Origin of the sequence: Candidatus Nitrososphaera evergladensis SR1, from assembly GCF_000730285.1 — an archaeon.
Lineage (GTDB): Archaea > Thermoproteota > Nitrososphaeria > Nitrososphaerales > Nitrososphaeraceae > Nitrososphaera > Nitrososphaera evergladensis.
Genome location: NZ_CP007174.1, coordinates 621,836 through 647,410 on the forward strand (window position 1 = coordinate 621,836; position 25,575 = coordinate 647,410).

Here is a 25,575-nt window from a genome sequence, read left to right on the forward strand (position 1 = left end):
GAGAGAGAGGAAAAGAAAGTATATCTTTTAACCAAAGAGGGAAGACAGGCCTTCTAGGGCTTCTTCCTCTTTCTTTTCGTCCTTCTTTTCTTCCTTGGCCGGGGCCGCTCCGCCTGCTGGCGCAGCTGCTGCGCCGCCTGCCGGTGCCGCCGCTGCCACTGCGACTGGCGCAGCCTTTAGCGCCTCTTCGATGTTTACCTCGGAGAGAGCCGCGACGAGGGCCTTGACCCTTACGTCATCTGGCGTTACGCCTGCAGCCTTGACAACGCTCTTGACATTATCTTCAGTGATATTCTGCTTTAGCTTGTGGAGGAGCAGAGCAGCATATACGTATTCCATTGCAAAAAATGTCCGTCCTGCACCATATTTGAACTTAACGCAAGCAACAGCTCGCTATCATACTGAATGGAGTCGACGCATCCGATCTGTCGCGACAGGACCTTCTCATCGCCTCATTGAGTATGTGCATTCGCGGGCGCGTGCATGCACCTACTTCCCGTTCATATGGAGCTACTACGCAAAAACTATCTCTCGCTCCTAGCTTTTGCTATCAAGCAAGGATCCTTAGACATCTGTATTTTGTAGAAACAAGAAGGTACTCTGGGACATACGCGGAAGCGTGTGTGTGTGGGTATTCATTAATTTTTGCTATCCTGCGACTGTAAATGAGTTCAGGTTATCTCGACCTGATGGCTATTATGAAAGCAGTCTATCGAAATAGTGAACTATGCCCTGCATCCTACCCTACTAATGAATGCAGTTCTGCTTGTGAATTTGATAATTAGTTTATGGGTTCTATCTCTACACCTTACCCGGAAAATTTCAGGACCGCCTTTCACAAGATGGAAAGCGGATCGCTTGTGGATAGATCTATCCAGCGAGTACCTTAACTCACATGCTTTTGAGAATATCAGACGACTGATATATGTCTGAAACCAGAATGTATGCTGCTCAGGCCGTAGTTGTCGGCCTAGCAATCATAGCTGCGATGGCGGTAATGCCGGGTTTTGTAGCAACAAACAATGCCGTAGCGCAGTCAGGAAACGAAACGAGTACGACAACAGGTAACGAGACGTCTACCACAACGAATCCCTCCACGACGCCATCAACGCCGGGAAACAACGAGACTTCGACGACCGGAGCATCAATTACTTTGACACCCGCCTCTGGTGCCCCAGGTAGCAACGTAACAATCGCCGGAACCGGATTTTTACCCGGACAGACGTTCAAATTTACATTTGATGACGGGTACCTGCTGTCCGGCAATATGATACAGGACACCTTTGGCAACTTCAACACCACAGTGCTCGTGCCTGCTAATACAACAAGCGGAGATCATCAGGTAGCGGTGGCTGGCAGTGCGGGAGAAAATGCAACTGCAACGTTTAGCGTTGGCGAAGGAGCAAGAGAAGGGTCAGCAGGCAATGCAACTTCTACAGGTAACTCGACAACAACAATGACGACACCCTCTGGAGGCAACGAAACTGCTGTTCCTAGCGAGACAGGTAATTCGACAACAATTGCGCCGCCTTCGTCCGGCAACACAACGACGCCTCTAATGCCAGAATCGCCCTAAAAGGCGCAACAAGATTTCCTGCCAGAGGTAGGATAACTTTCTCCTTTTCTTTTTTTCATTTGGACTTTCTTCTAGGGACTATGTGTCCAAGGTCCTCTGATGAGTTTCTGTTGTTTTTGATAATGGTGAGGATGAAAGTAAAGCAGAAAAAGAAAATCTACTCAAATAAATATGGCGGCACCGATCGGTTATACTATCGTTGTTGATGTTGCAGTATGAGGGCAATTGAGCGAGAAAGCCTCAAGCAAGCTATCATGGTTGCTATGGCTGACAAGGAAATGGTGAGGATACTGGATTCATGTACGCTACGCTCAAAGTCCGTTAGTGACGTAATCCGCGAGACTGGTATTTCTCATAGTACCGCCTATCGGAAAATCAAGTGGATGTTAGAGGAAGGCCTGCTTTTCACAGAGAAGATAGAGATAACGCCCGACGGGAAAAAGTTCAGCCTCTTTCGGAGCACGATAAAGTCGATAAATGCCAAATACGAGCATGGAAAACTGGATGTGGAGATAGAATACAACATTAACAGGCTAGAACGGACCGCGGAGAGGCTTTTTTCGCTTGAGGCCAGCTAGCTGATCTCCGTTTGTCTCTTGTTATTATTCTTCCCCGTCATGCAGGCTGTCATCTTCTATCATTTTGCCACTTCGCCTTGAAAGGTAGAATCTTGTCCACAACATGGCGCTAAGCAACGCCATTGCCAGCACATGAATGTACATCCCAATTTCATGGTAATGGGAAAATAGTGGAATCCATCCACTCATCTGCTCTTGCATGAGATCTGCTATCTCGCCAACTATCCATATGACAATGAAGAGAAATATCTGGAACTGAAAACCCTTGATGTCCTTTGCTCTCGCAGTTAGCCATCCGAATATTCCCAGCGCAACGACCAGAAGTATCAATGTGATATTGCCTGTAAAGATTGACACAAAAGCAGCAGTCTCTGTCGTCATATTCCAGTCGATGTCCCTTTCTTGCGGGAAGTAGCAGAGGAGGAAGATGATAATGATGTTATGCCAATGTAAGTTATTCCAAACGCAATAAGCACAACAATTGAAGCCGGCTCGAAAAAGCCATCTGCCATCGATTCCAATCCCTGCATCCTGACGACATGGTATATCCCATGAGAAAACAGGAAAGCCGTCAATGCAACTGTCATCTTTTGAATGTTCCCATTTAACTTCAAGCTAAGGTAGGCCGGTATAATGGCCGCAAAGAAGATCAGGATCGCACTAACAAGATCAAGCCAGCTTTCAACCATTGTCACTTTTTACCCAGTCTCCCTTCATCTCTCCCTTTTTATCTCTCCCTCTTTTTCCTTCTTTCCTGTTCCCTTTTTTGCCTGTTGCTGTTATAATATTTGTAGCCTTGATACCAAAGTTGGTATTCAGCAGTGGGAATTGTATTCAGTCTATAAAAGTAGCATTTCTTGATAATTTGGCTTGCATATGGACGCAAGAAAGACCAAAATTATTGTTCCAATTGTTATAGCAATAGCAATTGCGGGCACTGCGGTGGCTGTCTTGTCTTCTACTGGAGGCGCACAGCGCAACAATGTGTCAACACTAGCAACAAGCGGCTTGACATCAAACAACTACAATACTGATTCTAGTGCAGCAGCAAGTACTAGCACTACTACTACTGCTACCGATGCCAAGCCAACCGCTGCTTCCACTGCTACTAGCTCTTCCATCAAAATGAGCGCAAAGGAAGAAGATGAAACATACCGATGGGTCACAAGCGACGGCGGCAGCAATCCTTCTCTAAAAATGTCTGCCAACACAGACAATGTTGTACAGATTGACAACCCTACTGACGCCAAGCATGAGCTGGTCATAAACGACTCAAGTGGTAAGGAAGTTGGATCAAGCGGAGACATTGCACCAAACGGCTCAGGTCAGCTTTCGTTCAAGCCCACCGCGGCTGGGACATTTGAGTACCATTGTGAGTACCATCCAGACACTATGAAGGGAACAATCGAAGTTAGTGGAAGTCCCTCCTAATTTTTTCTCTTTTTCTATTTCTTTAAAGCAGGCGGGCACCCATAGTAAGAAAAGGGTACTAGCGCAGATGCCCTTCTCCGTCTCTGTTTTTCTTTCTTACCTGTGAAGGAGTATCTTGAGTACTGTGTTATTGCGTGGTTTTATGATAGTTTCGCCTAAATGGTTCGGGCGTAAAGATAGAGTTGCAGATTTTGATAACTGCTTGGCTCGCCAAAATAAATGATGTAGTGGACTGGGTGGGATTCGAACCCACGACCACCTACGTGTCCTCTGCCTGCATGAGTATTAGAATATGCATGGCATGCAAGGCAGGTATTCTACCGGACTAAACTACCAGCCCACAAAGATATAATGCCTGAAAACTGATAATTTAAGTGTATTTTATTTTATTAATTCTCTGGCATCACTACATACGCATGAAGTTGTGTATAATGTTCTTAATCAAGACCCTGCAGATGGCCTTCTGCCTTCATCTTTTCTGCATGAGCAGAGATGTAGCGCCAGATGATGTCTGCCCTTTCAGACTGGAAGTCCCATGGCGCAACAAGAACAAGGTCGTTGTCACGGATCCACATCCTGCGCTTTATCTTGCCCCTAATACGGCATGTCCTCACCTTGCCGTCGGTGCACTTTACTATGATGTTGTCGCCGCCGACCAGCTTGATTACTCTGCCTAATAGCTCTCCCTGCTGAGGCATAACCATCTCTTTTAGCTCTGATTCAGAAAGTACCTTTTTCTTGCCTATTTAAGATCCCAAGATATCTTCAAGATATGGGGTTAAAAGTGTACCGGTGGCCCGCTTTAGCATAGAATCCTGCTTTGAATATTGTCTTGGTTCTTTTCCAACCGCGCCTTCGCTTGCCTTCCTTTCTTTATTTTGATAAACTTTGCCGCCACTCTAAACGTATGCAACATGGGAGCAATATATCCTGCTTCTCTTCTGTCACTTTGTGCGCTATCATGATGTAGCCACGATTAAATAACGCTCCCAGTTTTGAAAGAAACGGGCCGTTAGCTCAGCTTGGTGGAGCGTTCGACTGATAATCGAAAGGTCGAGGGTTCAAATCCCTTACGGCCCATTCTGATATAGAAGCTGGGTTAAACATATCCTGGACTCTTGCCAGTAAGAAAAGACAAAAGTGCAACAGAATTTTAGATCATGTTGAATAATGCTTGTAGGCGGAGATGTGTGTGTATATATCTCGTCATACAGTTAATCGAGAAAATACAATCGCAATTAATGTTAGAAATCATGCCAACAAAGAAAAATGAACCCGGATATCAAAGCATGGTCCGTGCATGTTGTTGCAGGGGTTTGCAAAGTTTTGCACTGATATGCATTTTTTTGCAAAGAATGTTAATCATAAAGGTAAATCAGTTATGATTAATTAATCAATAATATAATATTTATAATGAATGTACCGGAGGGAGCTGAATTTGTAGCATATTCTCGTAGCAAAAGATGTAAAATATGATATATATATCTATAGTATTTACAACAGCATCTATTCAACCATTAATTTTCTTTAAATGTCGAGGTAACAAAATGGCACAAATGCCCGCACTGATACCAAGAGAAGTCGAAATCCAGAGACTGAAGAAGATCTACATCATGGTGATATGCCTCGGGTCTATCGCCGCTTCGGTAGAAGTAGACAACTTCGTCGATGGCTCGCTGCACCAGACTGCAATCAGAGACTCTGCATTCACGCCAGCACACTGGTGGCTGTACAGCCACTTCGTGGCTCTGCCAATAGGGTGGGGTATGGTGGCTATGTATGACAGAAGAGTCCCGATACTCAGAGGGCCCAATAACTCGATGAACACGGGCCTAAAGATAACCATCATCGGCTATCTGGCGACCATGTTCACGATCGGCGTAAACGAGATGTGGCACTTCTGGTTCGTGGAGGAAATCTTCTCCGTTCCAAACCACTGGATGTTCAACATGGGTGTCGTAGTGGCATTCATGGGAGCCCTGGCCTATGTCGTCAGGGTGTACGCCAGACTGGTGGAACTGGGTGCAGAAACACCGGCAAGGAACCCGTATGTAGCAGAGATGTACAAGCTAGCGCTTGAAGGCAAGCTGTACAGCAGGTCGATACCGTAAGAAGCGAGAGAAGGAAAGGACAAAAGAACTATACCGCGTGTATATACGTGTGAACGAACCGAGGCACTATATGTGTGCATCTGCGCAGAGGTGAGGAGGAAGAACGGCAGAGGGATCATGCTGATTTCTCCTCCTCTTCCACTCTCCTTCCATTTTTTTCTAACAACAAAAAGCACGCGTTAGATTTTATATTCAAGCGAGACAAGCGAGTCGCTAATGAAAGAGTTAGACACTTTTCCAAGGACCTCTTCCAGTGCTGATTCAATCATCGTTTTCATGTAAAGAGACCAGTTCTTTCCAAGGTCGTGCTTTATCACTATTGTCTTTCGCGCACCGTCGTCGCCCCCTGTGTGATACACAACTTCGCAGCCAGAGTTCTTCATCCTCGTTTCGATCCATGAAATGAACGTCTCGACATTGAATCTTCCTTGTACAAAAATAGACATCTCGATGGCCGTGTTCTTTCCTATCCCGGTCGCCAGCATTTTGATCTCCTCCGTGCTCAAGCTTGCAAATATGTTAGCCAGCACCGGCTTTGGAAACGGCATCATCCCGATCCTGGATTCAAACAGGTCCCACTCTACGTGCTGAAGCAATACTTGGTTGATGTATGCATTAAGGCTTGTCTGCCTCTTTTCTGATTCTGCGCGCAGCTTTTTCATTACGCTGGCGTTGACCCGAAAAGTCGCATTGATAGAATCTTCCGAGTGCACGCCATGTTTGGGATCGGTTTCGTACATATGTATCTGCACATGTATGCACGGAATTGCAATTATAGATACGGTAACTATGTTAACCAATACGTATGGCGCTAATGCAGGGCAATCGGCCTGTTTTTCATGTGTGATAACTCTAGGGTATGGCTCAGGCATCAACGCTGAGGGCTAGAAAGAAAGAGAGAGGAAGATCTGATGGAACTTGAGGTGATAAATGAGCTCTGAACATATATTCAGCAGCTCTGGCATTGGTAGCCATGAGCATCTTTTTTCTGCTCCATAATGGCTAGTGACTCGTTCACCAAGATTTTATGCTATAAAAGCCAAAGGAAACTATGCAGAATGATTACAGATTTCAAAACTCCTCCGCTTTAAAAACACGCCTTTGTCTTTTTGAACATGTGTGTGTGTTGTATTCATGATGTTTTTGATTTCGCTGAAAGTTTCTTTTATGCGATTGACCCCGAACATTTTTCCTTCAAGTAATAAATCTGGGCTGCGCGAAGTAGTAGCAGCACATAATCATGAGCGTTGATTTTACTTCTGTCGCAGCGTCAGTAGGCGTAGGTGGCGTAGCAGGTTTTGTTATGGGCTACGCGATAAAAAAGATTCTGAAGATAGTGATGGTAATCGTAGGTCTATTTTTGGCCGCACTTGCGTACCTGGCCAGCCAGAACGTGATAACGATAAACTGGGACAAGATAGGGGCCGCTTCTACTTCTACCTTGGTAGGGCTACAGAATGCGACAATAGGCGCGACGCCCGGCGCTGCCGATCAGGTGATGATGGCGATGGCAAACATTGGCATACCGCTCACTGGCAGCTTTGCAGCCGCGTTTGCGCTTGGGTTCATGAAGGGCTGAGCTAGCGGGCCAAAAACCTATAGAAGGATTACCAATAGGACTTAAATCCTATCGCCGCGCTTGGAAGCAATGAATGATATATTGTTGCTAGATCCACTGTTCTTACAGGTTAATGGAAACTTTGTCATTGCCGCGCTCGCCCTTATCTTTGGGCTCTTGATCCTGTGGATACTGGTTTCCATACCTGTGTGGATTGCGGCAAAAATAGTGACTGCCGGCAGGGCCCGCTTTACGCGCGCAATGCTGGTAACTGCGGCCGGCCCCATCACCTATGCCATCGTGTTCTTTCTCTCTAGCGCAATCCTGGAGATGACGCTTGGAGAGAAGATATTCATAACCACCATCGCCTTCATCCTTGCGTTCATCGCCTGGATAGGTGTCTTCAAGCTGGGCTTTGACACGGGATGGCTTCGTGCGCTTGGGATAGCCATCCTTGCGACCATAGTGTTTGCCGTGATCGGCACGATAATCACGATAGGCTTGCAGGCACTGGTGCCAGAGACGCCGCCGATAACGCCGTTTCCTACATTCTAGAGGAAACTATGAGGATGTACTGGCGCTCTGCCCAGTCCACAATCCCCTGCAGGTCCTTTGCTGCATAGTCGGCGTTTTCGCCGGCAGCCGCCTCGGCTTCCGGGGCAAGGGCGGCAAGGCGCAATTCTCCCTTGAGCCGGCCTCCAATTGCCTTGACGGTGGAAGCAATAAAGCGCAGCGGGCCTTCGCCGGACGAAAACACGCACATCAGCATCAGCCCGTGCTTGTTTCCCCATGCCTTGCTCACGTAGCGCTGCAGGTCAATGTCGAAAAAGGGGTCGATGTCCTGCTCGACGCTTCCCACATAGCGCGAGTCCCATCCAAGTATCTGAAAGACGACAGCCGCGCTCTTGGCAAGGTGCGCCCTGTCGTCGGTGCCTGCAACGCAAAGCACGTGGGCGTTCATCTTTGGCTCTGCAGGGTGCGCGTTGAATTTCACTAGATCGATGAACTCGACCATCATGGAGGCAAGGTGCGCGCGCTCTGTCTTGCCAAGCCTGCCCCTGCTGTACAGCTCTCCAACGGTGTTTGCCGCAGGCAGGATGACGTCTGTTATGATCTTTACCTGGTCGATGTTGGAGTTAAGCACGCTTATCAAGAGCCTGCGGGCCTGCTCCTCCTCTCCGGCAAGCGCAAAGTCAATGAGCCTCTGCTGCACCTGCACATAGTTGACCGGAAACTCGATGTCAGAGATGCCTGTTTCCAAAAACCACACGTTGACGGTGCCTGTCTTTTTCTTTTTTACGAGGCCCATCGTGTTCATGATGTCCAGGTATTTTGTAATCGTCATGCGGTTGATGCCCGTCTTGTCGGCAAGCTCGACGCCTGAAAGCCCGGTGCCGGCGTTCTGAAGCACGTCAACTATTTTCCGCTTTACCTCATCGAGCGTGTAGCGCCGGTACATCGACATGTACCAACTGCCCTGCCGGAAGATAAAAACCCTTACCGGTGCTGCTGATGTTGATGCTTTTTCTTTGGCATCTTTCTTGAATTTGATATCAGGTCGGTCAGTGCGTTGAACGCCTTTCCCACCTGGTCCATACGTACGAGCATGATGGTGTCAGTGTAGCAGCTTACCGTGTCTTCTATGTTGATGTGCCTGCGCGCAAGCTGGTTGTAAAACGCAATGGCGCACCCCGGCGTCTTTATAATCTCTTCCGGGCTGTGCACGATTATGGCGGCAAGGTCGTCTTCAACCTCGAGCACGTCGTCGTGCGCAAACATTGTCTTGACGTCGTCAAGCAGCACGTCGTCAAACACGAGCGTGATGGACATGATGCTTTCAGACACGCTGATAAAGTTGTCAACGTTCTGCGTGAGCGACTTGGCAACCTTTTCAATCGTCTTTTTGCTCTTTGCCGCCGACACCTTGGCAACGTCTGTCTTGACGCTGACCGTGCTCCCTGCAAGGATTGCCGCGATAGGGCGCTCGGGGACGTCATAGTCGCGCCTTGAGCGCTTTAGCGCCGTGACAATGCTTTCAACGCTGGTGTTCTTGCCGCCGAGCATCTGATCTATCTGCGGCTTGACGATCCTTGCCAGCGCGCTGATGTTGCAATAGTCGCGCTGCAGCGAATCCTGGAACGAAAGGTCGTTGTTGACGACTTCTTTTACCGCGTTTGTGATGGATTTCTCGTTGACCGACATTGGTCACTATCACCTTGATTTAGGTCATTCCTGACCAAAAAATATAAATGTAGTGCTCGAAACGAAACGCACGTTCATGGCAAACAAAGTGGTCCTGGCCTATTCTGGCGGCCTCGACACGTCAGTCTGCATAAGGTACCTGCAGACTCTGCACAAGATGGATGTCATTACCGTTACGGTAGACTGCGGCCAGGACGACGATTTTGCAGAGATTGAGCGGCGCGCAAAAGCAATAGGCGCAATCAAGCACGTCTACGTCGACGCCAAGGACGAGTTTGCCAGGGATTACGTCATCCCAAGCATCAAGGCTAACGGCCTGTACCAGGGCAAGTACCCGCTGGCAACGGCGCTTGCCCGCCCGCTCATTGCGGCAAAGACGGTGGAGGTCGCCACAAAGGAAAACGCGGTCGCAATTGCGCACGGCTGCACCGGCAAAGGAAACGACCAGATCCGCTTTGACGTCACCATGAGGGCGCTCAGGCCCGACCTAAAGATAATCGCTCCAATACGCGACATGAACCTCACAAGGGACGTCGAGATAAAGTACGCCAAGGAGCAAAACATCCCGATAAGCACCGAGGCCAAGAAATACAGCATCGACCTCAACCTCTGGGGCCGCGCTGTGGAAGGCGGAAATATCGAAGACGCCGACTTTGAGCCGCCAGAAGAAGCATTCCAGTACATCAATTTCAAAAACGACAAGGCCGGCTATGTTGAAATTGAATTTGACCAAGGTGTTCCAGTCGCAGCAGACGGCAAGCACATGTCGCTTACCGACCTTATCCAGTACGTCAATGACAAGGCCGGCGCACACGGCGTTGGCATAGTTGACCATATCGAAGACCGCGTCGTCGGCATAAAGTCGCGCGAAGTGTACGAGGCGCCGGCGGCAGTGACAATAATCGAGGCCCACCGCGACCTTGAAAAGATGGTGCTGACCAAGCACGAGCTTGCCTTCAAGCGCATGGTGGACGACCAGTGGAGCTGGCTTGCATACGCCGGCCTGTGGCAGGACCCCTTGCGCACGGATCTGGATAGATTTATAGACGCGACCCAGACCCGCGTCAGCGGAAAAGTGCGGGTAAAGCTCCAGAGGGGATCGCTTCGCGTGGTCGGAAGGCAATCGCGCTACTCCCTTTACAAAAACGACCTGGCGACGTATGCGGCCGGGTCGACCTTTGACCAGTCTCTGGCAAAAGGCTTTGTCGAGCTATGGGGGCTGCAGTCGATAATCGCAAACTCGGTTGCAGGCACGGCCGACAAGAAACAGCAGCAACAGCAACAAGAAAAACTAGTAGGAGGAAAAAATAGAAAATGAAAAAAGAATGCCAAGAATGTGGAGCCGACATCAACATCCCGGAAGACGCAGTGGTGGGGGAGATCGTGACCTGCCCTGACTGCGGTGGCGACTTTGAAATTGCCGCCAAGGCAGCAGACAAGGTGGAGTTGAAGCCGGCAGAAACAGTAGGCGAAGACTGGGGACAGTAGTGTGTAGCAGAAATGGCAGTCGAACTCTGCATAATCTACGACAAGGTGCGCTTTGAGGAAAAGGCGCTCTATGACAAGGCCCTTGAAAAGGGATTAAAGGCGCAGATAGTGGATGGAAAAAACATCACCGTCGGCACCGAAAGCAAAAAGAGCGACCTTGCACTCGGCGACGTGGTAATGCAGAGAAGCGTGAGCCATTACCGTGGCCTGTACCTCACAGCCTGCCTTGAATTTCTTGATTACCCAGTAATTAACAAGTTCCAGACCGCAGAGACGTGCGGTAACAAGCTTGTCACGTCGCTCGTGCTGGCAAAGAACAACATCCCGACGCCCAAGACGCAGATGGCGTTTTCAGCCGAGTCTGCAATTGAGGTGATACGCAAGACCGGCCTGCCACTAGTGCTCAAGCCAATAGTCGGCTCGTGGGGCAGGGGCGTTTTTCCGCTGCGCGACGACGAGACCGCAAGCATGATTGTGGAAATGAGGGAGGAAAACGACAGCCCGCTTGCAAGGATCTACTATGTGCAGGAAATGATAGACAGGCCGCCACGCGACATCCGCTGCATCGTGGTAGGCGACAGGGTCGTGACTGCAATATACCGCTACTCTGCCGAAAACGAGTGGCGCACAAACGTCGCCCGCGGAGGCAAGGCCGAGCTTGCGCCGATGACAAAAGAGCTTGAAGATCTGGCGCTGCGGGCGGCAAAGGCGGTGGGCGGCGGAATCGTGGGCGTCGACCTTATGGAAGACAAGAACCGCGGCCTCGTGGTCCACGAAGTAAACAACACCGTAGAATTCCGCGGTGCTGCAAGCGTTTCTACAAACGACATCCCTGGCGCAATGATAGATTACGCCGTCAGCCTGGTAAAGAAGTAGTTGACCAATTTCGGTCACTATTGACCTTTATTAGGTCAAATATATCCAAAAAATATAAATGAGGATTTTTAAGGCAGAACCATATTAACATGCTGCATCATCATCTCGTGAACATGGCAATGATGGAGGACAACGTTTCGCAATGAAGGTTGGAGTAGTTGGCGCGTCCGGCTACGTCGGAGGCGAGCTTCTCAGGCTGCTTGTAACACACCCCAAGGTTGAAGTCAGCATGGTGACTTCGCGCCAAAAGGCAGGCGAGTACGTGCAGAGGGTGCACCCCAGCTTGAAGGGTTTCATCGACCTTACATTCTCGCCGATGGACATGGAAAAGCTTGCGAACAACTGCGACATGGTGTTCACGTCGGTGCCGCACGGAAAAGCCAACAAGATAGTCAAAGACCTGTACGACAGGGGAATCAAGATAATCGACCTTTCTGCAGACTTTCGCCTAAAGAACCCAAAAGATTACATAAAGTGGTACGGCTGGGAGCACCCCTTCCCCGACATGCTGTCCAAGTCAGTCTATGGCGTGCCGGAACTGCACCGCGAAGAGATCAAAAAAGCGCAGCTGGTGTCGTGCCCGGGATGCATGGCAGTGACGTCGCTCTTGGCGCTAAAACCCCTCATCGAGAACAACCTTATAGACACCGAGCATGTGGTCGTCGACAGCAAGATAGGCTCGTCCGGCGCTGGCCAGAAGGCAAACGCAGGCACGCACCACGCGATGCGCTACGGAGTCGTCAGGCCGTACAAGCCTGCCAAGCACCGGCACACTGGCGAGATAGAGCAAGAGCTGTCGATGATAGCCAAAAAGCAGATCAAAGTCAGCATGAGCCCGCACGCAGTCAACATCGTCCGTGGCATCCTGACTACAAACCACACGTTCCTCAAGCGCAAGGTCGAGGAGCTGGAGCTGTGGAAGATGTACCGCAACTCGTACAAGGGCGAGCCGTTTGTCCGGCTCATCCGCGACAAAAAGGGCCTGTACAAGTTCCCCGATCCCAAGTTCGTTGTCGGCTCGAACTTTTGCGACGTCGGCTTTGACATTGACGAGGACAACCAGAGGATAGTTGCGCTCTCGGCGTCTGACAACCTCATGAAGGGCGCCGCCGGCTCTGCTGTGCAGGTGATGAACGTGATGTTTGGCTACGAAGAGACCGAGGGCTTGAAGTACACCCCTCTGACCCCGGTATGATAGTCATAAAGATAGGGGGAAGCGTGGTCGACGGGCTGCACCCGTCAACGCTTGCCGACATCAAGGCAATAGCAGAGAAAGAGAAACTGGTCTTTGTGCACGGCGGTGGCAAGGAGGTGACGGCGACAGCGACCAAGCTTGGCAAGGAACAAAAGTTCATCGTCTCGCCAGGCGGCGTGCGCAGCAGGTACACTGACAAGGAAACCGCTGACATTTACACGATGGTCATGTCAGGCAAGATAAACAAGGCGATTGTTGGAATGCTGTTGCGCCAAGGAATAAAGGCAGTAGGCGTCGCCGGCGTCGACGGCGGCATATTGAAAGCCGAGCGGAAGAAAAAACTGATGGTGATAAACGAAAAGGGAAGGAAGATGGTCATCGACGGCGGCTACACGGGCAAGATAAACGACGTCGACCCGTCGCTTGTAAACACGCTGGTGAACAGCGGCTATGTGCCGGTGGTGTCGCCTATTGCGCTTTCTGAAGAATTCGACTTTCTTAACGTGGACGGCGACAGGGCGGCCGCATACGTGGCCGGAGGCGTCAAGGCAGACAAGGTGATATTTATCACCAACGTCAACGGACTGATGCTCAACGAAAAGCTGGTCACGGGCATGAACCTGGAGCAGGCAAAAGCAACGCTTCCAAAGATAGGCTTTGGCATGGAAAAGAAGGTGCTTGCCTGCACGGAAGCGCTAGAGATGGGCGTCAGGGAGGCCATAATCGCGTCCGGCCAGGTCGACAACCCTATATCGTCGGCGATTGCTCACAACAACTGCACGGTGATAACCCCAAAATGAACGGCGAGGACAACTACCTAGGCACGCTGTACCAGAGGTTCCCGGTAAACGTCGCAAGGGGCAAGGGAGCCAGAATCTGGGACGTAAACGGCAAAGAGTACATCGACTGCATGGGAGGGTACGGCGTTGCGCTCGTAGGGCACTGCAACGACCGCGTCGTTGACGCAATCAAAAGGCAGGCAGAGACTCTGATAACCGCGCACATGTCGGTCTACAACGAGACGCGCCTTGAATTCATGAAAAAGATGGCGCAGGTGGCGCCGCCTGGCCTCGCAAAAATGTTCTTTACCAACTCGGGCGCCGAGTCTGTAGAAGCGGCGCTAAAGTTTGCAAGGAAATTCACGGGCAAGCACGGCGTCATTGCCATGAACGGCGCCTACCATGGCAAGACGTTTGGCGCGCTCTCTGTGACTTATAACGAGAAATATCGCAAGGCGTTCATGCCGCTCCTTGACGGGGTAAAGTTCGTGCCGTACGGCGAGCCTTCAAAACTTGAAGATTCAATAGACGACACCACAGGCGCAGTGATACTGGAGCCCATACAGGGCGAGACAGGCATCATAGTCCCGCCAGACGACCTCATACCCAAGATCCGCGAGATATGCAACCGCAGAAACCTCGTGCTGATATTTGACGAGATCCAGGCAGGCCTTGGCAGGACGGGCAAGATGTGGGCAGGGCAGAACTGGAACACGACTCCGGACATCATGTGCCTTGCAAAGGGCATCGCCGGCGGAGTGCCTATGGGACTGGTGCTGACAAAGCCCGAGATAATGGACGCAATAAAGCTGGGCGAGCATTCGTCAACGTTTGGCGCAAGCCCTTTAGCGTGCGCGGCAGCTTCGGCAACGCTTGAGGCCCTGACGACTGACGGCCTAGTAGACAACGCGGCCAAGACCGGCAAGATATTCAAAGAAAAGCTGATAGCCCTCAAGGAGCGCCACAAGATAATCCGGGAAGTGCGCGGCCTTGGGATGATGCTCGGCGTCGAGCTCCGCTTTGAGGTAAAGGATGTGCTCTTTGACGGAATCAGCAACGGGCTGCTTATGCTGTACTCGGGAAGGAACATTATACGCCTGCTTCCGCCACTTGTAATGGACGAAGCGACGGTTTCCCGCGCAGTTGAAATAATGGATGCGGTACTTACAAGGGAGGAGCAGAGAAGAAATGTCAATTAGCAACATGGACGAAACGGACGAAAAGATAATCCGCATCCTGCAGGCCGATTCAAGAAAGGCGTTTGTGGACATTGCAAACGAGATCGGCCTTTCCGAGTCAGCCGTCAGAAGGCGCGTCAAGAACCTGACAGACAGCGGCATAGTAAAGCGCTTTACGATAGAGCTAGGCGCTTCGGACAAGACAAGCGCAATAACGCTTATCTCGGTAAGCTCTACTGCCGACACCTCGGCAGTTTCGCAGAGGTTGATGAAGCTTGCCGGCGTCGAAGTAGTCTACGAGATCACGGGCCAGTACGACATTGCAGCAATCATTGCCGCGCCTGCTATCGTCGAGATAAACAAGTGCATCGACGACATCCGCAAGATAGAAGGCGTGTCTGACACCAACACCGTCATAATACTAAAGACGATGCGCTAGTATAGCCGAGATTCGCCCTAGAGGGCGCGTCCTTGTTTTGCTATTGATAAAGATCTTGCATATTCGGCCCTATTAAACTCACTATAATCCGTACTTTACTCCATGCTTTTCCTTTTGACCAAGTCTTATCACGAGAATCAGCGCAATATATCCCGGTGACGATTGTGTGAGAGGAGAAGCGCTCGGCAGAAACAGTAGCAGCGTATGGTCCAACAGGTTCATAGCGTCGGCAATAATTCAGGGCGCGGCTATCACCCTGCTTACCGCTTCGTTCGTTGGGATGCAGTTCCTCTTTTCGTCCAGCGTCAACATCATCCAGATCCTTTCGCTGTCGTTTGAAGGGCCGGCAAAGTGGATATTCCTTGGCTACATACTCTACATGATACTGATCGTCGCAATAGCGACTACGGCAATATTCTACAACCACCTGGAGGTCAACCTGCAAAAGAGGATCCGCGGGGTCAGGTCTGCTCTTGCGTGGACCAACCTTGTAGGGATGAACGTCGGAGGTGCCGCGGTGACGTTAATGATGGTCTATGCAGGGCTTGCCGGTTCCGGCGTGCTTGGCATGATTGCCGGTGGCGGAGGAGCGAATGCAGGTCTGACGGAAAACCCTGCGGTAATGGATCAGTTCATCATTCCAATTGCAGCATTTGCAGTGCTTTTGATAATAGGTGTCATTGCAGGCGGGCTGGCATACATTGCCACTTATTTTCAAAAAAAGCCATCCGTATCATATGACGACAGCAACAACATTGACATGGAAAAAATCGGGAGCGTCTAAAAGCCTCCTCTTCCTATTTTTTAGGTCTGTTATTGTGCACAAAGTAGTTCATATATTACCTAGTTGCAAAGATCAATTCATATATGTCCAACAGACCGCAGGCTGACCCTGACACTGCTGCAAAATACAGGGAGAAATGCAACAGCATCCTTGCAATTTCGCCGCGCATACGCTACGCCGGTGTCATGAACAAGTTTGGAAGAACGCTTGCAGGTGGCCTGCGCAAGGGCGTGGTCCCGCTGCTAAAGCCGGAAGAGGCACGCAACGAGTACTTTATTGAAGCAACGCGCAGCCAGCTGAGAAAAAGCTTCGAGCGGTCGATAGGCAAGACAGAATACACCTTCACTGAAAACGAAAAAGTGAAAATCCTTACCCTGACAAACGAGGACAACTTTTACTACCTTACAATGGACAAGGAAACGCCGGCTGCCGAAGTAGCCAAGATAATCGAGTCAGCCAAAAAGCTGGCCAGGTAAAGGTCGCTGGCAACAGCAAGCATACGCCCGCTTGACATACTGCTGTGGACGTTCCGGCGAAGCGAAAAAGACGTCGTAAAACTCTACAACTCGCTCTCTCCTCTGATGACCATTGCAGCCGGAGGCAGGATGCTCAATTTCGGCTACTGGGACGATTCTTCTTCCGCAAAAACACCGCTTGAAGCGCAACAGATGCTCTGCGCTGCAGTTGGCGAGCTGGCCGAGCTTGCGTCTTCCATGACTGTTCTAGACGTTGGGAGCGGCCTTGGCGCACCTGCGGCCTACTGGAAATCCTGCTACAAATCGCTGCAGGTTGCCTGCGTGAACATTAATTTTTCGCAGCTACAGAATTCCAAGGATGCGCAGGCATCCTTGGTAAACGCCACTTCTACAGCGCTGCCTTTTGCCAGTAATTCGGTGGACAGGGTAATAGCGCTTGAATCGGCGCAGCACTTTCGGCCACTTGGCCGGTTTGTACAGGAGTCTGCCAGGGTACTTGACAGCGGCGGCCTCTTGGTCATGGCAATTCCTGTACTAAAACTGCGCAAGAAGAGGCTGCTGCATTTCTTGAGCCTTGGAATACTGGCTGTGACCTGGTCGTCGGAGCACTATGATCCAGAATACGTCGAGCGCGCAATTACGGGCGCGGGCCTGTCGATAGAGTCAAGCCGCTACATCGGGAAAAATGTCTACGGGCCGCTTGCCGACTATTACCTGAAAAACAGGGAAAACTTGCGGCCAAGAATACTTGCTGCATACCCTGCCTACCTTGAAAAGATACTGTACAGGTCGATTTTGAAAATGAAGCAGCTGTCAGACAAAGGTGACATTGAATATGTCCTGCTAAAGGCAAGAAAAACAGACACCTTGACCCGGGAAAAACCTTAGATGATCTATGTTTTTATTCAGCACGCATATACACATATGTCGTCCTCTTCTGCTCCCTCCTCTTTCGCCCGATCCGAATTCAAGATGCTGACGGGCTTCTGGGTCTCAAAAGCCCTGATGGCTGCAGTAGAGTTTGATCTGTTTACAAAGCTCGCCGGCGGCAGGCAGATCACCTTGCAAGAGCTGCAGAAAACTCTTGGAATGGAAAGGCGGCCTCTTGCAGGCCCTGCCGAGATTGCCATCAGCTATTGTTAAAGTAAGTGGGTGCTGACCTGCAAAGGTTGTTCTTACCTACTTGGTAGGAAATTACTACCAAGTTTATTAATACTGCCAGCTATTTGCTTTGCGTGAAACAAGAGCAACAAGCGCTTGGAAGAAAGGCAACTTACGAGATAAACCCGCTGATACTGAACAGGTGGTCTGCGCGGGCCATGAGCGGCGAGGCGCTCTCGCATGAAGAGCTCATGCCACTGTTTGAAGCGGCCAGGTGGGCCCCGTCAGCGTTCAACGGCCAGCCGTGGCGCTTTGTCTATGCAAAAAGGGACACGCCACACTGGAGCCGGCTGTTTGGGCTACTCATGGATCTCAACAAGTCGTGGGCAAAGGACGCCGCGGCGCTTGCAGTGGTCGTCTCGAAAAAGACCTCTGACTATAACGGCCAACCAAACGCTACACATCAGTTTGACACTGGCGCTGCTTGGCAGAACCTTGCCCTTGAAGCTACCTCGCGCGGCCTTGTTGCGCACGCGATGGGTGGGTTTGACCACGATGGGGCAAGGCACGAGCTGGACCTGCCGGATGACTATGAGCCGCTAGCGATGGTTGCTATAGGCAGGCCAGCGCCAAAAGAAAAACTCGATCCTGCCCTTCGCGAAAGGGAATACCCAAGCGACAGAAAGCCGCTGGCAGAAATAGTGATGGAGGGAAAGTTCAGAGCGTAGTGCGGCGCGATTAACAACAATAATTAATCGATTTACATTCTTTTTCTGTGTCGCTTTGAAACAAAATTCCTGCAAAAATACAACAACATCATAACATATTTCCGGTTACTTTCTAGCTCTTGCACTTCCGGCGCCTATTAGCATGAACGATAAATTAATCCGCACCAACAACGATCGTCTATCCAATGCGAAAGGAAGATCAGAACGTGGACAAATCTTTAGAGAAAAAGATAATCGTCAGCAAGAACGGACCCTATCTGGTTTCAGGCGGCATTCCCCTTTCAATGCAGATAATCACCCCGAACAAAGAGGGTTTTTCGTGGGATTGGACAGAGGGCAGATCGTTTGATACGCAATCAGAGTATGCGCTGTGTCGATGCGGGCAGTCAAAGAACAAGCCATTTTGCGACGGAACCCATGAGAAAATAGGATTTGAGGGAAAAGAAACCGCGACGCGCAGGCCGTATGTCAGACAAGCCAAAAAATATGACGGCCCGACAATGGTCCTTAGCGACGCGGAAAACTTGTGCGCATTTGCGCGTTTTTGCGATCCTGCAGGACAGATCTGGAATCTAATCGAGCAAACTGACAACTCTGCTGCCCGTGATCTGGTGATACGCGAAGCGAATCACTGCCCTGCAGGCCGGCTGGTGGTGCACGATAAAAAGACCGGAAAGGAGATTGAACACAAGCTTCCCCCTTCTATTGGGGTGGTCGAAGATCCTGCCTTGGAGTGCAGCGGACCGCTGTGGATTCGCGGAGGCATTCCTATCGAATCCCACGACGGCAAGCGCTACGAGGTGCGCAATCGCGCAACGCTGTGTCGGTGCGGGGCTTCAAGTAACATGCCGTTTTGCAACGGCAGTCATGCAAGCATCAAGTTCAGAGACGGACTTGATTAAGGTAAAATAACGGACTCTAATCATACGCAAAAAAGTCTCTATATATATGCGCAATTTAGCGTTTGTGCAAGAAAAACTGCGTGTTGTTATTATTGAGCTGATGACAACACCGCCCTTTTTAGCATTTCAGAAGCCTGATCGATTGCCCCGCGGGCCGCTGGAGTATCGGCTATCGCATTTAGCATTACAAAGTCGTGGATGGTGCCAAGATACCGGGTTGCCGTCACCGGAACCCCTGCCTGCATCAGCTTATGGGCATAAGCCTCTCCCTCGTCGCGCAGTACATCAAACTCATCTGTAATTATGAGCGCTGGCGGCAATCCCTTGAGCTGGTCAATTGGAGCCTGCAGCGGCGAAGCAGTAGGCTCTTTCCGGGAGTTGTTGTCTGGCGCATAGTTATTCCAGAACCACCTCATGCCTTCACGAGTAAGCCAAAAGCCATCCTGGTACATAGTGTAGGATGGAGAGTCTAAATTGGCATCAGTGACTGGATAAAAGAGCGCCTGAAAGGTCATCTTGGGTCCTCCGCGCTCCTTGGCAAGCAACGTAACTGCGATAGCCATGTTGCCGCCTACACTGTCACCGGCAACTGCCAGCCGCGAAGCGTCAACATTGACGGACTTGCCGTTTTGCGCAACCCATTTCGTGGCGGCATAGACCTCTTCCAATGGTACTGGATATCTGGCTTCTGGCGATGGAGTATAGTTGACAAAGACGATGGCCACATTGGCCTTGCTGGCAAGCTCCCTTACCAGCCTGTCATGAGTGTCGCTACCGCCAAGCACCCATCCTCCCCCGTGGAAATACATTACAGCCTGCAGGGTTTTATTGCCGCTGCCTTGCGGTCTGACGATTCGGATCGATACTTCTTTGCCGCCTGGACCGCCAGGGATGGTACGGTCCTCTATCTCGGCCGGAAGCTTTGTGACCGGTCCTGACTGAAGGCTTGACAATACAGCACGGGCATCCTTTGGCGATAGTGTCTGGATTGGCGGGCCTCCCTGCTTCTTAAGGCCCTCCAAGAATTCCCTTGTCTTTTGTTCTACTTTCGTTATTTCCGAGACTGTAACATTTCCAGAAGACACACTTTCTCTCTCTCATGTTATCGACCACATTGAAAGACTAAAGGCTTTTGAAAGTACTTCATCTAACAAAGCACCGCGGCAAATCAATCTGATGCCTTCGCTGACAGAGTGGATCATAGGATCGCTGCAGTTTGGATAAAAGCTAATTAGACGTGCATCTAGATGAATCCCGTGGCTGACAGGGCGGCGTACGCGGCTATAGGCGGCCTGCTCGTTGGACTCATGTTCCTTGCTATACTGGGCGCTGCGACAAGTGCTCGTCCGTGGCCAAAATATTCCTTTTCTGATTACGTGGTAAGGCAAGAGGGTCCAATCCCGCCTCTAAGGCTTGTGATGGTCTATGATTACAAAGAATATGAAGGCCTTGGCGGCAATATGGCTTGGGGCAGGGATGCGGGGAGCGGACCTATGCCTGGACACTCTAATTTCGATACCGGTAGTGCAGACTATGACGCCAAGAAAATCGTGATAGATTTGAGCAGGAATTCCACGGTATATTTCGAAGGGCACGATTACAACGGAACCCTGCAAGTGAGCACCTATGTTTACGACATGGAAAACGGACCGTGGGGAATTTTGGACGATAGAGGCGATGACGGCACAAAAAAGCACACTTTTGGAGTCAATTTGGAGCCGGGAGATTATTTCGTCACCGCGTACGCGTACGGAAAAGAAGGGTACATTTCTTCATTTTACAGGATTCAAGTCATCAAATAGGATATCGAAGCTGTCTTGAGAAATTCTGGTCATTGGTAAAAATAATTTTTTTACTTCCTTATAACTTTGCGAAGTGCAAAAAATGAAGCCAATGCACTCGCAGATCCGATTCCAATTATCACGTACAATCCCTCGGGGCGGGTGTACCATGGCGCCGGCGGCGGCTTGACGTAATAGTCTCCTGAGAGGGGAGTGAAGATGAACATGCTTGGGTCCTGCTCCTCTGGCATAAAATACCGCCCTTCGAAATCCCTGACCCTGAGTGGCACTTGATTGTTTAGCCGATAATAGAAATAGGCATTCCTGTTGGCGGCATTGTTGTTATCCAGATCTCCGTACTGTATCCATTCCGTAAAAGTGTTGTTTTTGATGGCTTGGTCCATTTCTGCCTTTTTTGCCTCCATCCATTCTTTTCCTTTCATTTCATAGTATTTGTCCCACCTTTCTCTGAGTTCAGCTTCTGATGCGGCTCCATAGGCTGGACAGGGCTTTTCTGGCCAGTCTTTATCTTCTGCGCATTCATCTGCATTAACGCTTTGAAAGTAAAAAGTAGTAGTTGTCATCGTCATCATCATTGCAAATGTCAAGACTAACGAAATTGTCATTCTGACGGCTAATCGTTTGCAAAAGCTATGAAAGTGTGGGCAATTTGACACGCCATTCGTACCTGGGATAAGGAACTGTTAAATTATTTGATTACAACGTGCGTATATACACACGTGCGCAATTACTTTGCAAACGCCTTGAGCTTGCCCCTCATCTCGCGGTCCTTTGATATCGCGGGGTGGGCCGGGTCTGCCATTATTACCTCGTACCAGATGTTCATGCCGTCCTTGTGCAGGTAGTACGAGCCCATCACTTCGAGGTTTGGGAACTTTTCTGAAACTCTTCTCTCGGCAACCTTGCGCATGCTGATGCCCTGCTTGATGTGGACGACACCGATGTGCTTTGGCCTTCTGCCTGCTACCGGGCGCTGCTTTCTCATGCCGCCCCTGCCGACGCGCACGCGGACAACTATTATACCTTGCTTTGCCTTATAGCCCAGCCTGCGGGCCCTGTCGAGCCTGCTTGGCCGGTCGATCCTGTTGATCGTTGGCTCTTGCCTCCATGCAATGGCCTTGGACTTTAGTTCATCCGAGTTCTCCTTCCACATTTTTGTCCAAGTCTGGGCCATGTAGCTGCGCATATCGGTTTCCTGTTGCTAACCCCCTTATAGAGATTTGGATAACGGTGTTAATGGAAGGTTCAAAACTTGACGGAATATACTTTGCATTGCAGTTAGGTCTAGTATCTGCTTAATTTGTGATAACGATACTTGGTTAAAGTTAATGTATTGGTGGTTATTTTGATAATCAAAATTGAGGGTATTTAGCTCTCGTCTTCATTTTTGTTTTGCAGTAGAACAATTGATTCGAGAATCTGTAATTGCATGTATTCCAAGTGCTTGGGATGAAAATCATATAACCTATAAAATCATAGAAACACTCAAGGGAAAACTTAACCCCGATTTTGTCATAAACAGTAGGAACAATACTAATGTTTTATGGCATCCGTATAAAGCAAAAGGTAAAGTTGAAACTGATTTTGGTGACATTGCCATTCTTGTCAACATAATATATGATGATGGAAAAACACTTACAGGAATTGGATTTCTTGAAGCAAAAAGGCGAAACGTACATTCAAAGAAATTCATCCAAATAAAAAGAAGACAACTTGGCAGGATACTTAAGAATGCTCACTATTCTCGCCTTCTCCTCTATGACTACAAGGACATCACACAATTTGCTGATACCAGTATCTTCGATAGGATACCCGGAAGTTTGCATCACAGCCCATTTGTACCTGTTACCCGAAGTGCAGTTGTACCCGTCAGTATAGCTCTTCCAAAAAGAATCACAAATATCTCACTTTACGATTTTTCACTACCTTTTTCTTACCAGCTATGTTTCAGATATCCTAACGGATTAGATCTGGAACTAAGTGAAACAAGTATAGGTGTCGTTAAGGGTGCTATAAAAAAAGAATATGACAGTATGGAGATACCCATAGCTCCAAAATATATTGTTGCTTTCTCAGTTAGCAACGGGAACAGATATCCATCTCTGGAATATCTACCAATCAACAGAGATTTGTATGTGTCCGCCTAAAACGTCCCCCTCTCCCTAAGGTGCTTCTTGGATTAAATACGAATTTGCAATCCTTATTTCTTATATTATGATGCGGAATTACAAGTTTAGATTATATCCAACGTTTCAACAGGAATCTAAACTCGTAAATGCCCTGCAAACGTGCAACTGGGTCTACAATCGCCTGATACAACTAAAGCCGTATTCTAGAAACGAGTTGAATTATGCTCTTACAGAGCTGAAAGAAACGGAACCGTGGTTGTACAATTATCATTCAAAGATGCTGCAAATGATATCAACAAGAATTACAGCCGAACATAATAGTCTCAAAGCCCTGCGTAAGAAAGGCTGCAAAGTTGGCAGTTTTGCTTCTATTGAAAGAGCTAGTTACAATTCGTTTACCTATAATCAATCTGGGTTCAAAATAGAAAAGCGTGGAAAAACTGACCTGTTGTGGCTATCTAAAATAGGATGCACGGAAATCCGCCTGCATAGAAAGCTTGCGGACATTAAACAAGTAACAGTTTTCAGGCGCAATGAAAAGTGGTATGCTATCATAACGTGTGATATTGCAAAGTCTACATTTTGTTTTATTGACCCGCGAAAATCTGTTGGAATTGACCTTGGGATAACAAAGTTTGCTCACGATTCGAATAATCGCATTGTCGACAATCCCTTATTTCTTACATCTATGGCAAAGCCATTGCGGAGAGCACAACGCCAGTTGTCTAGACGGGAAAAGGGTGGTCATAATTATCAGAAAGCAAAAAGCCGGGTTGCTCGTTTACACGAAAGAATTAGGAATAAGAGGCAAGATTTCCTTCATAAGGAATCGTACCATTATTCCAAAGAATACGACTTGATATTCGTTGAACGTCTACACACTTGTAATCTGGCTAGAAATCGTCATACTGCAAAGCGTATTCTTGACAGTGGCTGGTCAACTTTTAGACAATTCCTAGCCTACAAGGGAAAGATGGTCATGGAGATAGATCCCTACAATACGACCGTAGACTGCTCTCAATGTGGCAACAAAGTGCAAAAAGACCTTGCAGTTAGGATTCATTGTTGCGACAGGTGCGGGCTTGTCATAGACCGCGATTACAATGCAAGCTTGAACATCTTGCAAAAAGGCTTGCTGCAACTACCGCAGGGATTGCGGGAAGTTACGCCTGTAGAGATCCTGTGTGGGTCTATGAAGCAGGAAATGCTTACCGGCTGTGACGGTAAATATCCACATGTCATTATATGACGCCACGCAGGATCTGTATTATCTTCTCTGCGATAACGGTCGATGCCAGCTCTTGCCCCTCCTTGGTCTGCGCGCCAATGTGCGGGGTGCAAACGAGATTTGGCAATCCCAAGAGAAGCTTGTTCGTCGGCGGTTCTACCTCAAAGACGTCAAGAGCCGCGCCGGCCAGCTTGCCGTTTTTCAGCGCCTCGTACAGGGCGTTTTCGTCGATTATCTCGCCCCTTGACGTGTTGACGAGGTACGCTGTCGGCTTCATCTTTGCCAGCCGCTCTGCGTTGAACATGTGCTTTGTCTCTGGCGTCGAAGGTACGTGGCACGTGATATAGTCGGCGCTTTCAAGAAGAGTGTTGAAGTCGGTTACTATCATGCCGGTCTCGCTTATGAATTCCTTGTTTATTGGATATGGATCGTAGCCAATCAGGTTCATGTGGAGCGCCTTGGCCATCCTGCCGATATGCCGGCCAATGTTTCCGACGCCGACGATGCCGAGGTACTTGCCGGACAACTGCGTCCCCATTAGGTCTTTTTTGATCCAGCTGCCCTTTTTCGTCTCGGCGTCAGCCCTTGGTATGCTCCTTGCAAGCGAAATCATGAGGCCGATTGCAAGCTCGGCAACTGCAACGGATGCTGCTTCGGGCGCGTTTATAACCCTGATCTTTTTCGCCTCTGCAGTCTTGACATCGACGTTGTCAAGCCCGACTCCTACCCTTGCTATTATCTTGGCGCTGGAGGCAGCGTCGATGACTTCCTTTGTGACCTTGGTCCTGCTCCTTACCACAATAACGTCATAATCCTTGACAGTTGCAACCAGTTCATTGGCCTTGATCTCGGGCTTGTAGTCCACTGCGAGCCCGGCGCGCTTCATGCTGTCGATGCCTGCCTGATCGATTGAATCGCAGACAAGCACCCTGCCGCTTACTTGCATATGGCGCATGGAAATCCCGGTGATAATATATTGTTATTGCGATGATGATTCGCAACGCTTATTGTTTC

33 protein-coding genes and 2 tRNA genes are annotated in these 25,575 nt (G+C 49.4%); 23 read left to right on the forward strand and 12 right to left on the reverse strand.

What is annotated here, in order from left to right; all coding sequences use genetic code 11:
* Positions 1–27: 27 nt before the first annotated feature.
* Positions 28–339, reverse strand: a complete 312-nt coding sequence (rpl12p, locus tag NTE_RS03070) for a 50S ribosomal protein P1 (RefSeq protein ID WP_148699695.1) — start codon at positions 337–339, stop codon at positions 28–30.
* A gap of 586 nt (positions 340–925) precedes the next feature.
* On the opposite strand from rpl12p, the gene NTE_RS03075 reads away from it, so the two are divergent.
* Positions 926–1,576: a hypothetical protein gene (locus tag NTE_RS03075; protein WP_148699696.1), complete on the forward strand. Its 651-nt coding sequence runs from the start codon at positions 926–928 to the stop codon at positions 1,574–1,576.
* A gap of 215 nt (positions 1,577–1,791) precedes the next feature.
* On the forward strand, positions 1,792–2,154 hold the full coding sequence (locus NTE_RS03080; protein WP_158385047.1) for a winged helix-turn-helix domain-containing protein: 363 nt from the start codon (positions 1,792–1,794) through the stop codon (positions 2,152–2,154).
* A gap of 24 nt (positions 2,155–2,178) precedes the next feature.
* Here the strand turns inward: NTE_RS03080 and NTE_RS03085 are convergent, their stop codons facing one another.
* Positions 2,179–2,535: a hypothetical protein gene (locus NTE_RS03085; protein WP_148699698.1), complete on the reverse strand. Its 357-nt coding sequence runs from the start codon at positions 2,533–2,535 to the stop codon at positions 2,179–2,181.
* Complete coding sequence (locus NTE_RS03090; protein ID WP_148699699.1) at positions 2,532–2,849, reverse strand: hypothetical protein; 318 nt, start codon at positions 2,847–2,849, stop codon at positions 2,532–2,534. Before NTE_RS03090 ends, NTE_RS03085 begins: the two co-directional genes overlap by 4 nt.
* 181 nt (positions 2,850–3,030) lie before the next feature.
* Here NTE_RS03090 and NTE_RS03095 point away from each other — a divergent pair, with 181 nt between their 5' ends.
* A complete protein-coding gene (locus NTE_RS03095; RefSeq protein WP_148699700.1) occupies positions 3,031–3,585 on the forward strand; it encodes a cupredoxin domain-containing protein in 555 nt (184 codons plus the stop codon).
* A 228-nt stretch (positions 3,586–3,813) separates the two neighbouring features.
* Here NTE_RS03095 and NTE_RS03100 read toward each other — a convergent pair.
* Positions 3,814–3,925, reverse strand: a tRNA-Ala gene (locus NTE_RS03100).
* A gap of 97 nt (positions 3,926–4,022) precedes the next feature.
* A complete protein-coding gene (locus NTE_RS03105) occupies positions 4,023–4,331 on the reverse strand; it encodes a translation initiation factor eIF-1A (RefSeq protein ID WP_148699701.1) in 309 nt (102 codons plus the stop codon).
* Positions 4,332–4,591: 260 nt separating this feature from the next.
* On the opposite strand from NTE_RS03105, the gene NTE_RS03110 reads away from it, so the two are divergent.
* Both NTE_RS03110 and NTE_RS03115 read left to right on the forward strand, forming a co-directional pair.
* Positions 4,592–4,665 (forward strand) — tRNA-Ile (locus NTE_RS03110).
* A gap of 392 nt (positions 4,666–5,057) precedes the next feature.
* Entirely contained in the window at positions 5,058–5,696 is a 639-nt protein-coding gene (locus tag NTE_RS03115) for a methane monooxygenase/ammonia monooxygenase subunit C (RefSeq protein WP_226987136.1), read from the forward strand.
* Between the two features lie 179 nt (positions 5,697–5,875).
* Here NTE_RS03115 and NTE_RS03120 read toward each other — a convergent pair whose 3' ends face one another.
* The gene (locus NTE_RS03120) at positions 5,876–6,436 is read right to left on the reverse strand and encodes a hypothetical protein (RefSeq protein WP_148699703.1); all 561 of its coding nucleotides are present in this window, start codon (positions 6,434–6,436) and stop codon (positions 5,876–5,878) included.
* 500 nt (positions 6,437–6,936) lie between these two features.
* Here NTE_RS03120 and NTE_RS03125 point away from each other — a divergent pair, with 500 nt between their 5' ends.
* Both NTE_RS03125 and NTE_RS03130 read left to right on the forward strand, forming a co-directional pair.
* Positions 6,937–7,275 (forward strand): FUN14 domain-containing protein, encoded by a 339-nt coding sequence (locus NTE_RS03125; RefSeq protein WP_148699704.1) that lies wholly within the window; start codon positions 6,937–6,939, stop codon positions 7,273–7,275.
* 81 nt (positions 7,276–7,356) lie between these two features.
* Positions 7,357–7,809 carry a hypothetical protein gene (locus tag NTE_RS03130; RefSeq protein ID WP_226987137.1) on the forward strand — a complete coding sequence of 151 codons (453 nt, stop codon included), beginning with the start codon at positions 7,357–7,359 and terminating at the stop codon, positions 7,807–7,809.
* Here the strand turns inward: NTE_RS03130 and NTE_RS03135 are convergent.
* Positions 7,799–8,719 (reverse strand): helix-turn-helix domain-containing protein, encoded by a 921-nt coding sequence (locus NTE_RS03135; RefSeq protein WP_148699705.1) that lies wholly within the window; start codon positions 8,717–8,719, stop codon positions 7,799–7,801. The two genes, NTE_RS03130 and NTE_RS03135, sit on opposite strands and share 11 nt — an antisense overlap.
* A 32-nt stretch (positions 8,720–8,751) precedes the next feature.
* The gene (locus NTE_RS03140; protein WP_148699706.1) at positions 8,752–9,456 is read right to left on the reverse strand and encodes an ACT domain-containing protein; all 705 of its coding nucleotides are present in this window, start codon (positions 9,454–9,456) and stop codon (positions 8,752–8,754) included.
* 76 nt (positions 9,457–9,532) lie between these two features.
* On the opposite strand from NTE_RS03140, the gene NTE_RS03145 reads away from it, so the two are divergent.
* The 13 genes from NTE_RS03145 to NTE_RS03205 all read left to right on the forward strand — a co-directional run bounded on the left by NTE_RS03145 (position 9,533) and on the right by NTE_RS03205 (position 19,402).
* Entirely contained in the window at positions 9,533–10,774 is a 1,242-nt protein-coding gene (locus NTE_RS03145) for an argininosuccinate synthase (protein ID WP_148699707.1), read from the forward strand.
* A complete protein-coding gene (lysW/argW, locus tag NTE_RS03150) occupies positions 10,771–10,944 on the forward strand; it encodes an alpha-aminoadipate/glutamate carrier protein LysW (protein ID WP_148699708.1) in 174 nt (57 codons plus the stop codon). The genes NTE_RS03145 and lysW/argW overlap by 4 nt, the downstream gene beginning before the upstream one ends.
* 12 nt (positions 10,945–10,956) lie before the next feature.
* Complete coding sequence (gene lysX, locus NTE_RS03155; RefSeq protein ID WP_148699709.1) at positions 10,957–11,820, forward strand: lysine biosynthesis protein LysX; 864 nt, start codon at positions 10,957–10,959, stop codon at positions 11,818–11,820.
* A 142-nt stretch (positions 11,821–11,962) separates the two neighbouring features.
* A complete protein-coding gene (argC, locus tag NTE_RS03160) occupies positions 11,963–13,015 on the forward strand; it encodes an N-acetyl-gamma-glutamyl-phosphate reductase (protein ID WP_148699710.1) in 1,053 nt (350 codons plus the stop codon).
* On the forward strand, positions 13,012–13,815 hold the full coding sequence (locus NTE_RS03165) for a [LysW]-aminoadipate/[LysW]-glutamate kinase (RefSeq protein ID WP_148699711.1): 804 nt from the start codon (positions 13,012–13,014) through the stop codon (positions 13,813–13,815). Before argC ends, NTE_RS03165 begins: the two co-directional genes overlap by 4 nt.
* A complete protein-coding gene (locus tag NTE_RS03170; RefSeq protein ID WP_148699712.1) occupies positions 13,812–14,993 on the forward strand; it encodes an aspartate aminotransferase family protein in 1,182 nt (393 codons plus the stop codon). The genes NTE_RS03165 and NTE_RS03170 overlap by 4 nt, the downstream gene beginning before the upstream one ends.
* Complete coding sequence (lysM, locus tag NTE_RS03175) at positions 14,983–15,411, forward strand: HTH-type transcriptional regulator LysM (protein ID WP_075054796.1); 429 nt, start codon at positions 14,983–14,985, stop codon at positions 15,409–15,411. The genes NTE_RS03170 and lysM overlap by 11 nt, the downstream gene beginning before the upstream one ends.
* A gap of 166 nt (positions 15,412–15,577) precedes the next feature.
* Positions 15,578–16,195 carry a hypothetical protein gene (locus NTE_RS03180; protein ID WP_193354087.1) on the forward strand — a complete coding sequence of 206 codons (618 nt, stop codon included), beginning with the start codon at positions 15,578–15,580 and terminating at the stop codon, positions 16,193–16,195.
* Positions 16,196–16,278: 83 nt separating this feature from the next.
* Positions 16,279–16,671, forward strand: a complete 393-nt coding sequence (locus NTE_RS03185) for a hypothetical protein (protein WP_148699713.1) — start codon at positions 16,279–16,281, stop codon at positions 16,669–16,671.
* A 105-nt stretch (positions 16,672–16,776) separates the two neighbouring features.
* A complete protein-coding gene (locus NTE_RS03190; protein WP_148699714.1) occupies positions 16,777–17,559 on the forward strand; it encodes a class I SAM-dependent methyltransferase in 783 nt (260 codons plus the stop codon).
* A gap of 36 nt (positions 17,560–17,595) precedes the next feature.
* Positions 17,596–17,814, forward strand: a complete 219-nt coding sequence (locus tag NTE_RS03195; RefSeq protein ID WP_148699715.1) for a methyltransferase family protein — start codon at positions 17,596–17,598, stop codon at positions 17,812–17,814.
* Positions 17,815–17,906: 92 nt separating this feature from the next.
* Positions 17,907–18,500, forward strand: a complete 594-nt coding sequence (locus NTE_RS03200) for a nitroreductase family protein (RefSeq protein WP_226987138.1) — start codon at positions 17,907–17,909, stop codon at positions 18,498–18,500.
* Positions 18,501–18,685: 185 nt separating this feature from the next.
* Entirely contained in the window at positions 18,686–19,402 is a 717-nt protein-coding gene (locus NTE_RS03205; RefSeq protein WP_148699716.1) for a CDGSH iron-sulfur domain-containing protein, read from the forward strand.
* 89 nt (positions 19,403–19,491) lie between these two features.
* Here the strand turns inward: NTE_RS03205 and NTE_RS03210 are convergent, their stop codons facing one another.
* Entirely contained in the window at positions 19,492–20,487 is a 996-nt protein-coding gene (locus NTE_RS03210) for an alpha/beta hydrolase (RefSeq protein WP_148699717.1), read from the reverse strand.
* A gap of 162 nt (positions 20,488–20,649) precedes the next feature.
* Between NTE_RS03210 and NTE_RS03215 the strand changes: the two genes are divergently transcribed.
* Positions 20,650–21,204 (forward strand): hypothetical protein, encoded by a 555-nt coding sequence (locus NTE_RS03215; RefSeq protein WP_148699718.1) that lies wholly within the window; start codon positions 20,650–20,652, stop codon positions 21,202–21,204.
* Positions 21,205–21,254: 50 nt separating this feature from the next.
* Here the strand turns inward: NTE_RS03215 and NTE_RS03220 are convergent, their stop codons facing one another.
* Positions 21,255–21,773: a hypothetical protein gene (locus NTE_RS03220; RefSeq protein ID WP_226987139.1), complete on the reverse strand. Its 519-nt coding sequence runs from the start codon at positions 21,771–21,773 to the stop codon at positions 21,255–21,257.
* Positions 21,774–21,931: 158 nt separating this feature from the next.
* Positions 21,932–22,390: a 50S ribosomal protein L15e gene (locus tag NTE_RS03225; RefSeq protein ID WP_148699720.1), complete on the reverse strand. Its 459-nt coding sequence runs from the start codon at positions 22,388–22,390 to the stop codon at positions 21,932–21,934.
* Positions 22,391–22,610: 220 nt separating this feature from the next.
* On the opposite strand from NTE_RS03225, the gene NTE_RS03230 reads away from it, so the two are divergent.
* Positions 22,611–23,351: a hypothetical protein gene (locus tag NTE_RS03230; RefSeq protein WP_148699721.1), complete on the forward strand. Its 741-nt coding sequence runs from the start codon at positions 22,611–22,613 to the stop codon at positions 23,349–23,351.
* 67 nt (positions 23,352–23,418) lie between these two features.
* Positions 23,419–24,582 (forward strand): RNA-guided endonuclease InsQ/TnpB family protein, encoded by a 1,164-nt coding sequence (locus NTE_RS03235; protein ID WP_338031180.1) that lies wholly within the window; start codon positions 23,419–23,421, stop codon positions 24,580–24,582.
* On the opposite strand, the gene NTE_RS03240 is transcribed toward NTE_RS03235, so the two are convergent.
* Entirely contained in the window at positions 24,575–25,507 is a 933-nt protein-coding gene (locus NTE_RS03240; protein ID WP_148699722.1) for a hydroxyacid dehydrogenase, read from the reverse strand. The two genes, NTE_RS03235 and NTE_RS03240, sit on opposite strands and share 8 nt — an antisense overlap.
* Between the last annotated feature and the right edge of the window lie 68 nt (positions 25,508–25,575).

Bases quoted from the DNA above. Each gene is read 5' to 3' on its own strand.
- rpl12p (WP_148699695.1), bottom strand. From the start codon at position 339: ATGGAATACGTATATGCTGCTCTGCTCCTCCACAAGCTAAAGCAGAAT.
- NTE_RS03075 (WP_148699696.1), top strand. From the start codon at position 926: ATGTCTGAAACCAGAATGTATGCTGCTCAGGCCGTAGTTGTCGGCCTA.
- NTE_RS03080 (WP_158385047.1), top strand. From the start codon at position 1,792: ATGAGGGCAATTGAGCGAGAAAGCCTCAAGCAAGCTATCATGGTTGCT.
- NTE_RS03085 (WP_148699698.1), bottom strand. From the start codon at position 2,535: ATGACGACAGAGACTGCTGCTTTTGTGTCAATCTTTACAGGCAATATC.
- NTE_RS03095 (WP_148699700.1), top strand. From the start codon at position 3,031: ATGGACGCAAGAAAGACCAAAATTATTGTTCCAATTGTTATAGCAATA.
- NTE_RS03115 (WP_226987136.1), top strand. From the start codon at position 5,058: ATGATATATATATCTATAGTATTTACAACAGCATCTATTCAACCATTA.
- NTE_RS03120 (WP_148699703.1), bottom strand. From the start codon at position 6,436: ATGTACGAAACCGATCCCAAACATGGCGTGCACTCGGAAGATTCTATC.
- NTE_RS03125 (WP_148699704.1), top strand. From the start codon at position 6,937: ATGAGCGTTGATTTTACTTCTGTCGCAGCGTCAGTAGGCGTAGGTGGC.
- NTE_RS03135 (WP_148699705.1), bottom strand. From the start codon at position 8,719: ATGTCGATGTACCGGCGCTACACGCTCGATGAGGTAAAGCGGAAAATA.
- NTE_RS03140 (WP_148699706.1), bottom strand. From the start codon at position 9,456: ATGTCGGTCAACGAGAAATCCATCACAAACGCGGTAAAAGAAGTCGTC.
- NTE_RS03145 (WP_148699707.1), top strand. From the start codon at position 9,533: ATGGCAAACAAAGTGGTCCTGGCCTATTCTGGCGGCCTCGACACGTCA.
- lysW/argW (WP_148699708.1), top strand. From the start codon at position 10,771: ATGAAAAAAGAATGCCAAGAATGTGGAGCCGACATCAACATCCCGGAA.
- lysX (WP_148699709.1), top strand. From the start codon at position 10,957: ATGGCAGTCGAACTCTGCATAATCTACGACAAGGTGCGCTTTGAGGAA.
- argC (WP_148699710.1), top strand. From the start codon at position 11,963: ATGAAGGTTGGAGTAGTTGGCGCGTCCGGCTACGTCGGAGGCGAGCTT.
- NTE_RS03165 (WP_148699711.1), top strand. From the start codon at position 13,012: ATGATAGTCATAAAGATAGGGGGAAGCGTGGTCGACGGGCTGCACCCG.
- NTE_RS03170 (WP_148699712.1), top strand. From the start codon at position 13,812: ATGAACGGCGAGGACAACTACCTAGGCACGCTGTACCAGAGGTTCCCG.
- lysM (WP_075054796.1), top strand. From the start codon at position 14,983: ATGTCAATTAGCAACATGGACGAAACGGACGAAAAGATAATCCGCATC.
- NTE_RS03185 (WP_148699713.1), top strand. From the start codon at position 16,279: ATGTCCAACAGACCGCAGGCTGACCCTGACACTGCTGCAAAATACAGG.
- NTE_RS03190 (WP_148699714.1), top strand. From the start codon at position 16,777: ATGACCATTGCAGCCGGAGGCAGGATGCTCAATTTCGGCTACTGGGAC.
- NTE_RS03195 (WP_148699715.1), top strand. From the start codon at position 17,596: ATGTCGTCCTCTTCTGCTCCCTCCTCTTTCGCCCGATCCGAATTCAAG.
- NTE_RS03205 (WP_148699716.1), top strand. From the start codon at position 18,686: ATGCGAAAGGAAGATCAGAACGTGGACAAATCTTTAGAGAAAAAGATA.
- NTE_RS03215 (WP_148699718.1), top strand. From the start codon at position 20,650: ATGAATCCCGTGGCTGACAGGGCGGCGTACGCGGCTATAGGCGGCCTG.
- NTE_RS03220 (WP_226987139.1), bottom strand. From the start codon at position 21,773: ATGACGATGACAACTACTACTTTTTACTTTCAAAGCGTTAATGCAGAT.
- NTE_RS03225 (WP_148699720.1), bottom strand. From the start codon at position 22,390: ATGCGCAGCTACATGGCCCAGACTTGGACAAAAATGTGGAAGGAGAAC.
- NTE_RS03235 (WP_338031180.1), top strand. From the start codon at position 23,419: ATGATGCGGAATTACAAGTTTAGATTATATCCAACGTTTCAACAGGAA.
- NTE_RS03240 (WP_148699722.1), bottom strand. From the start codon at position 25,507: ATGCAAGTAAGCGGCAGGGTGCTTGTCTGCGATTCAATCGATCAGGCA.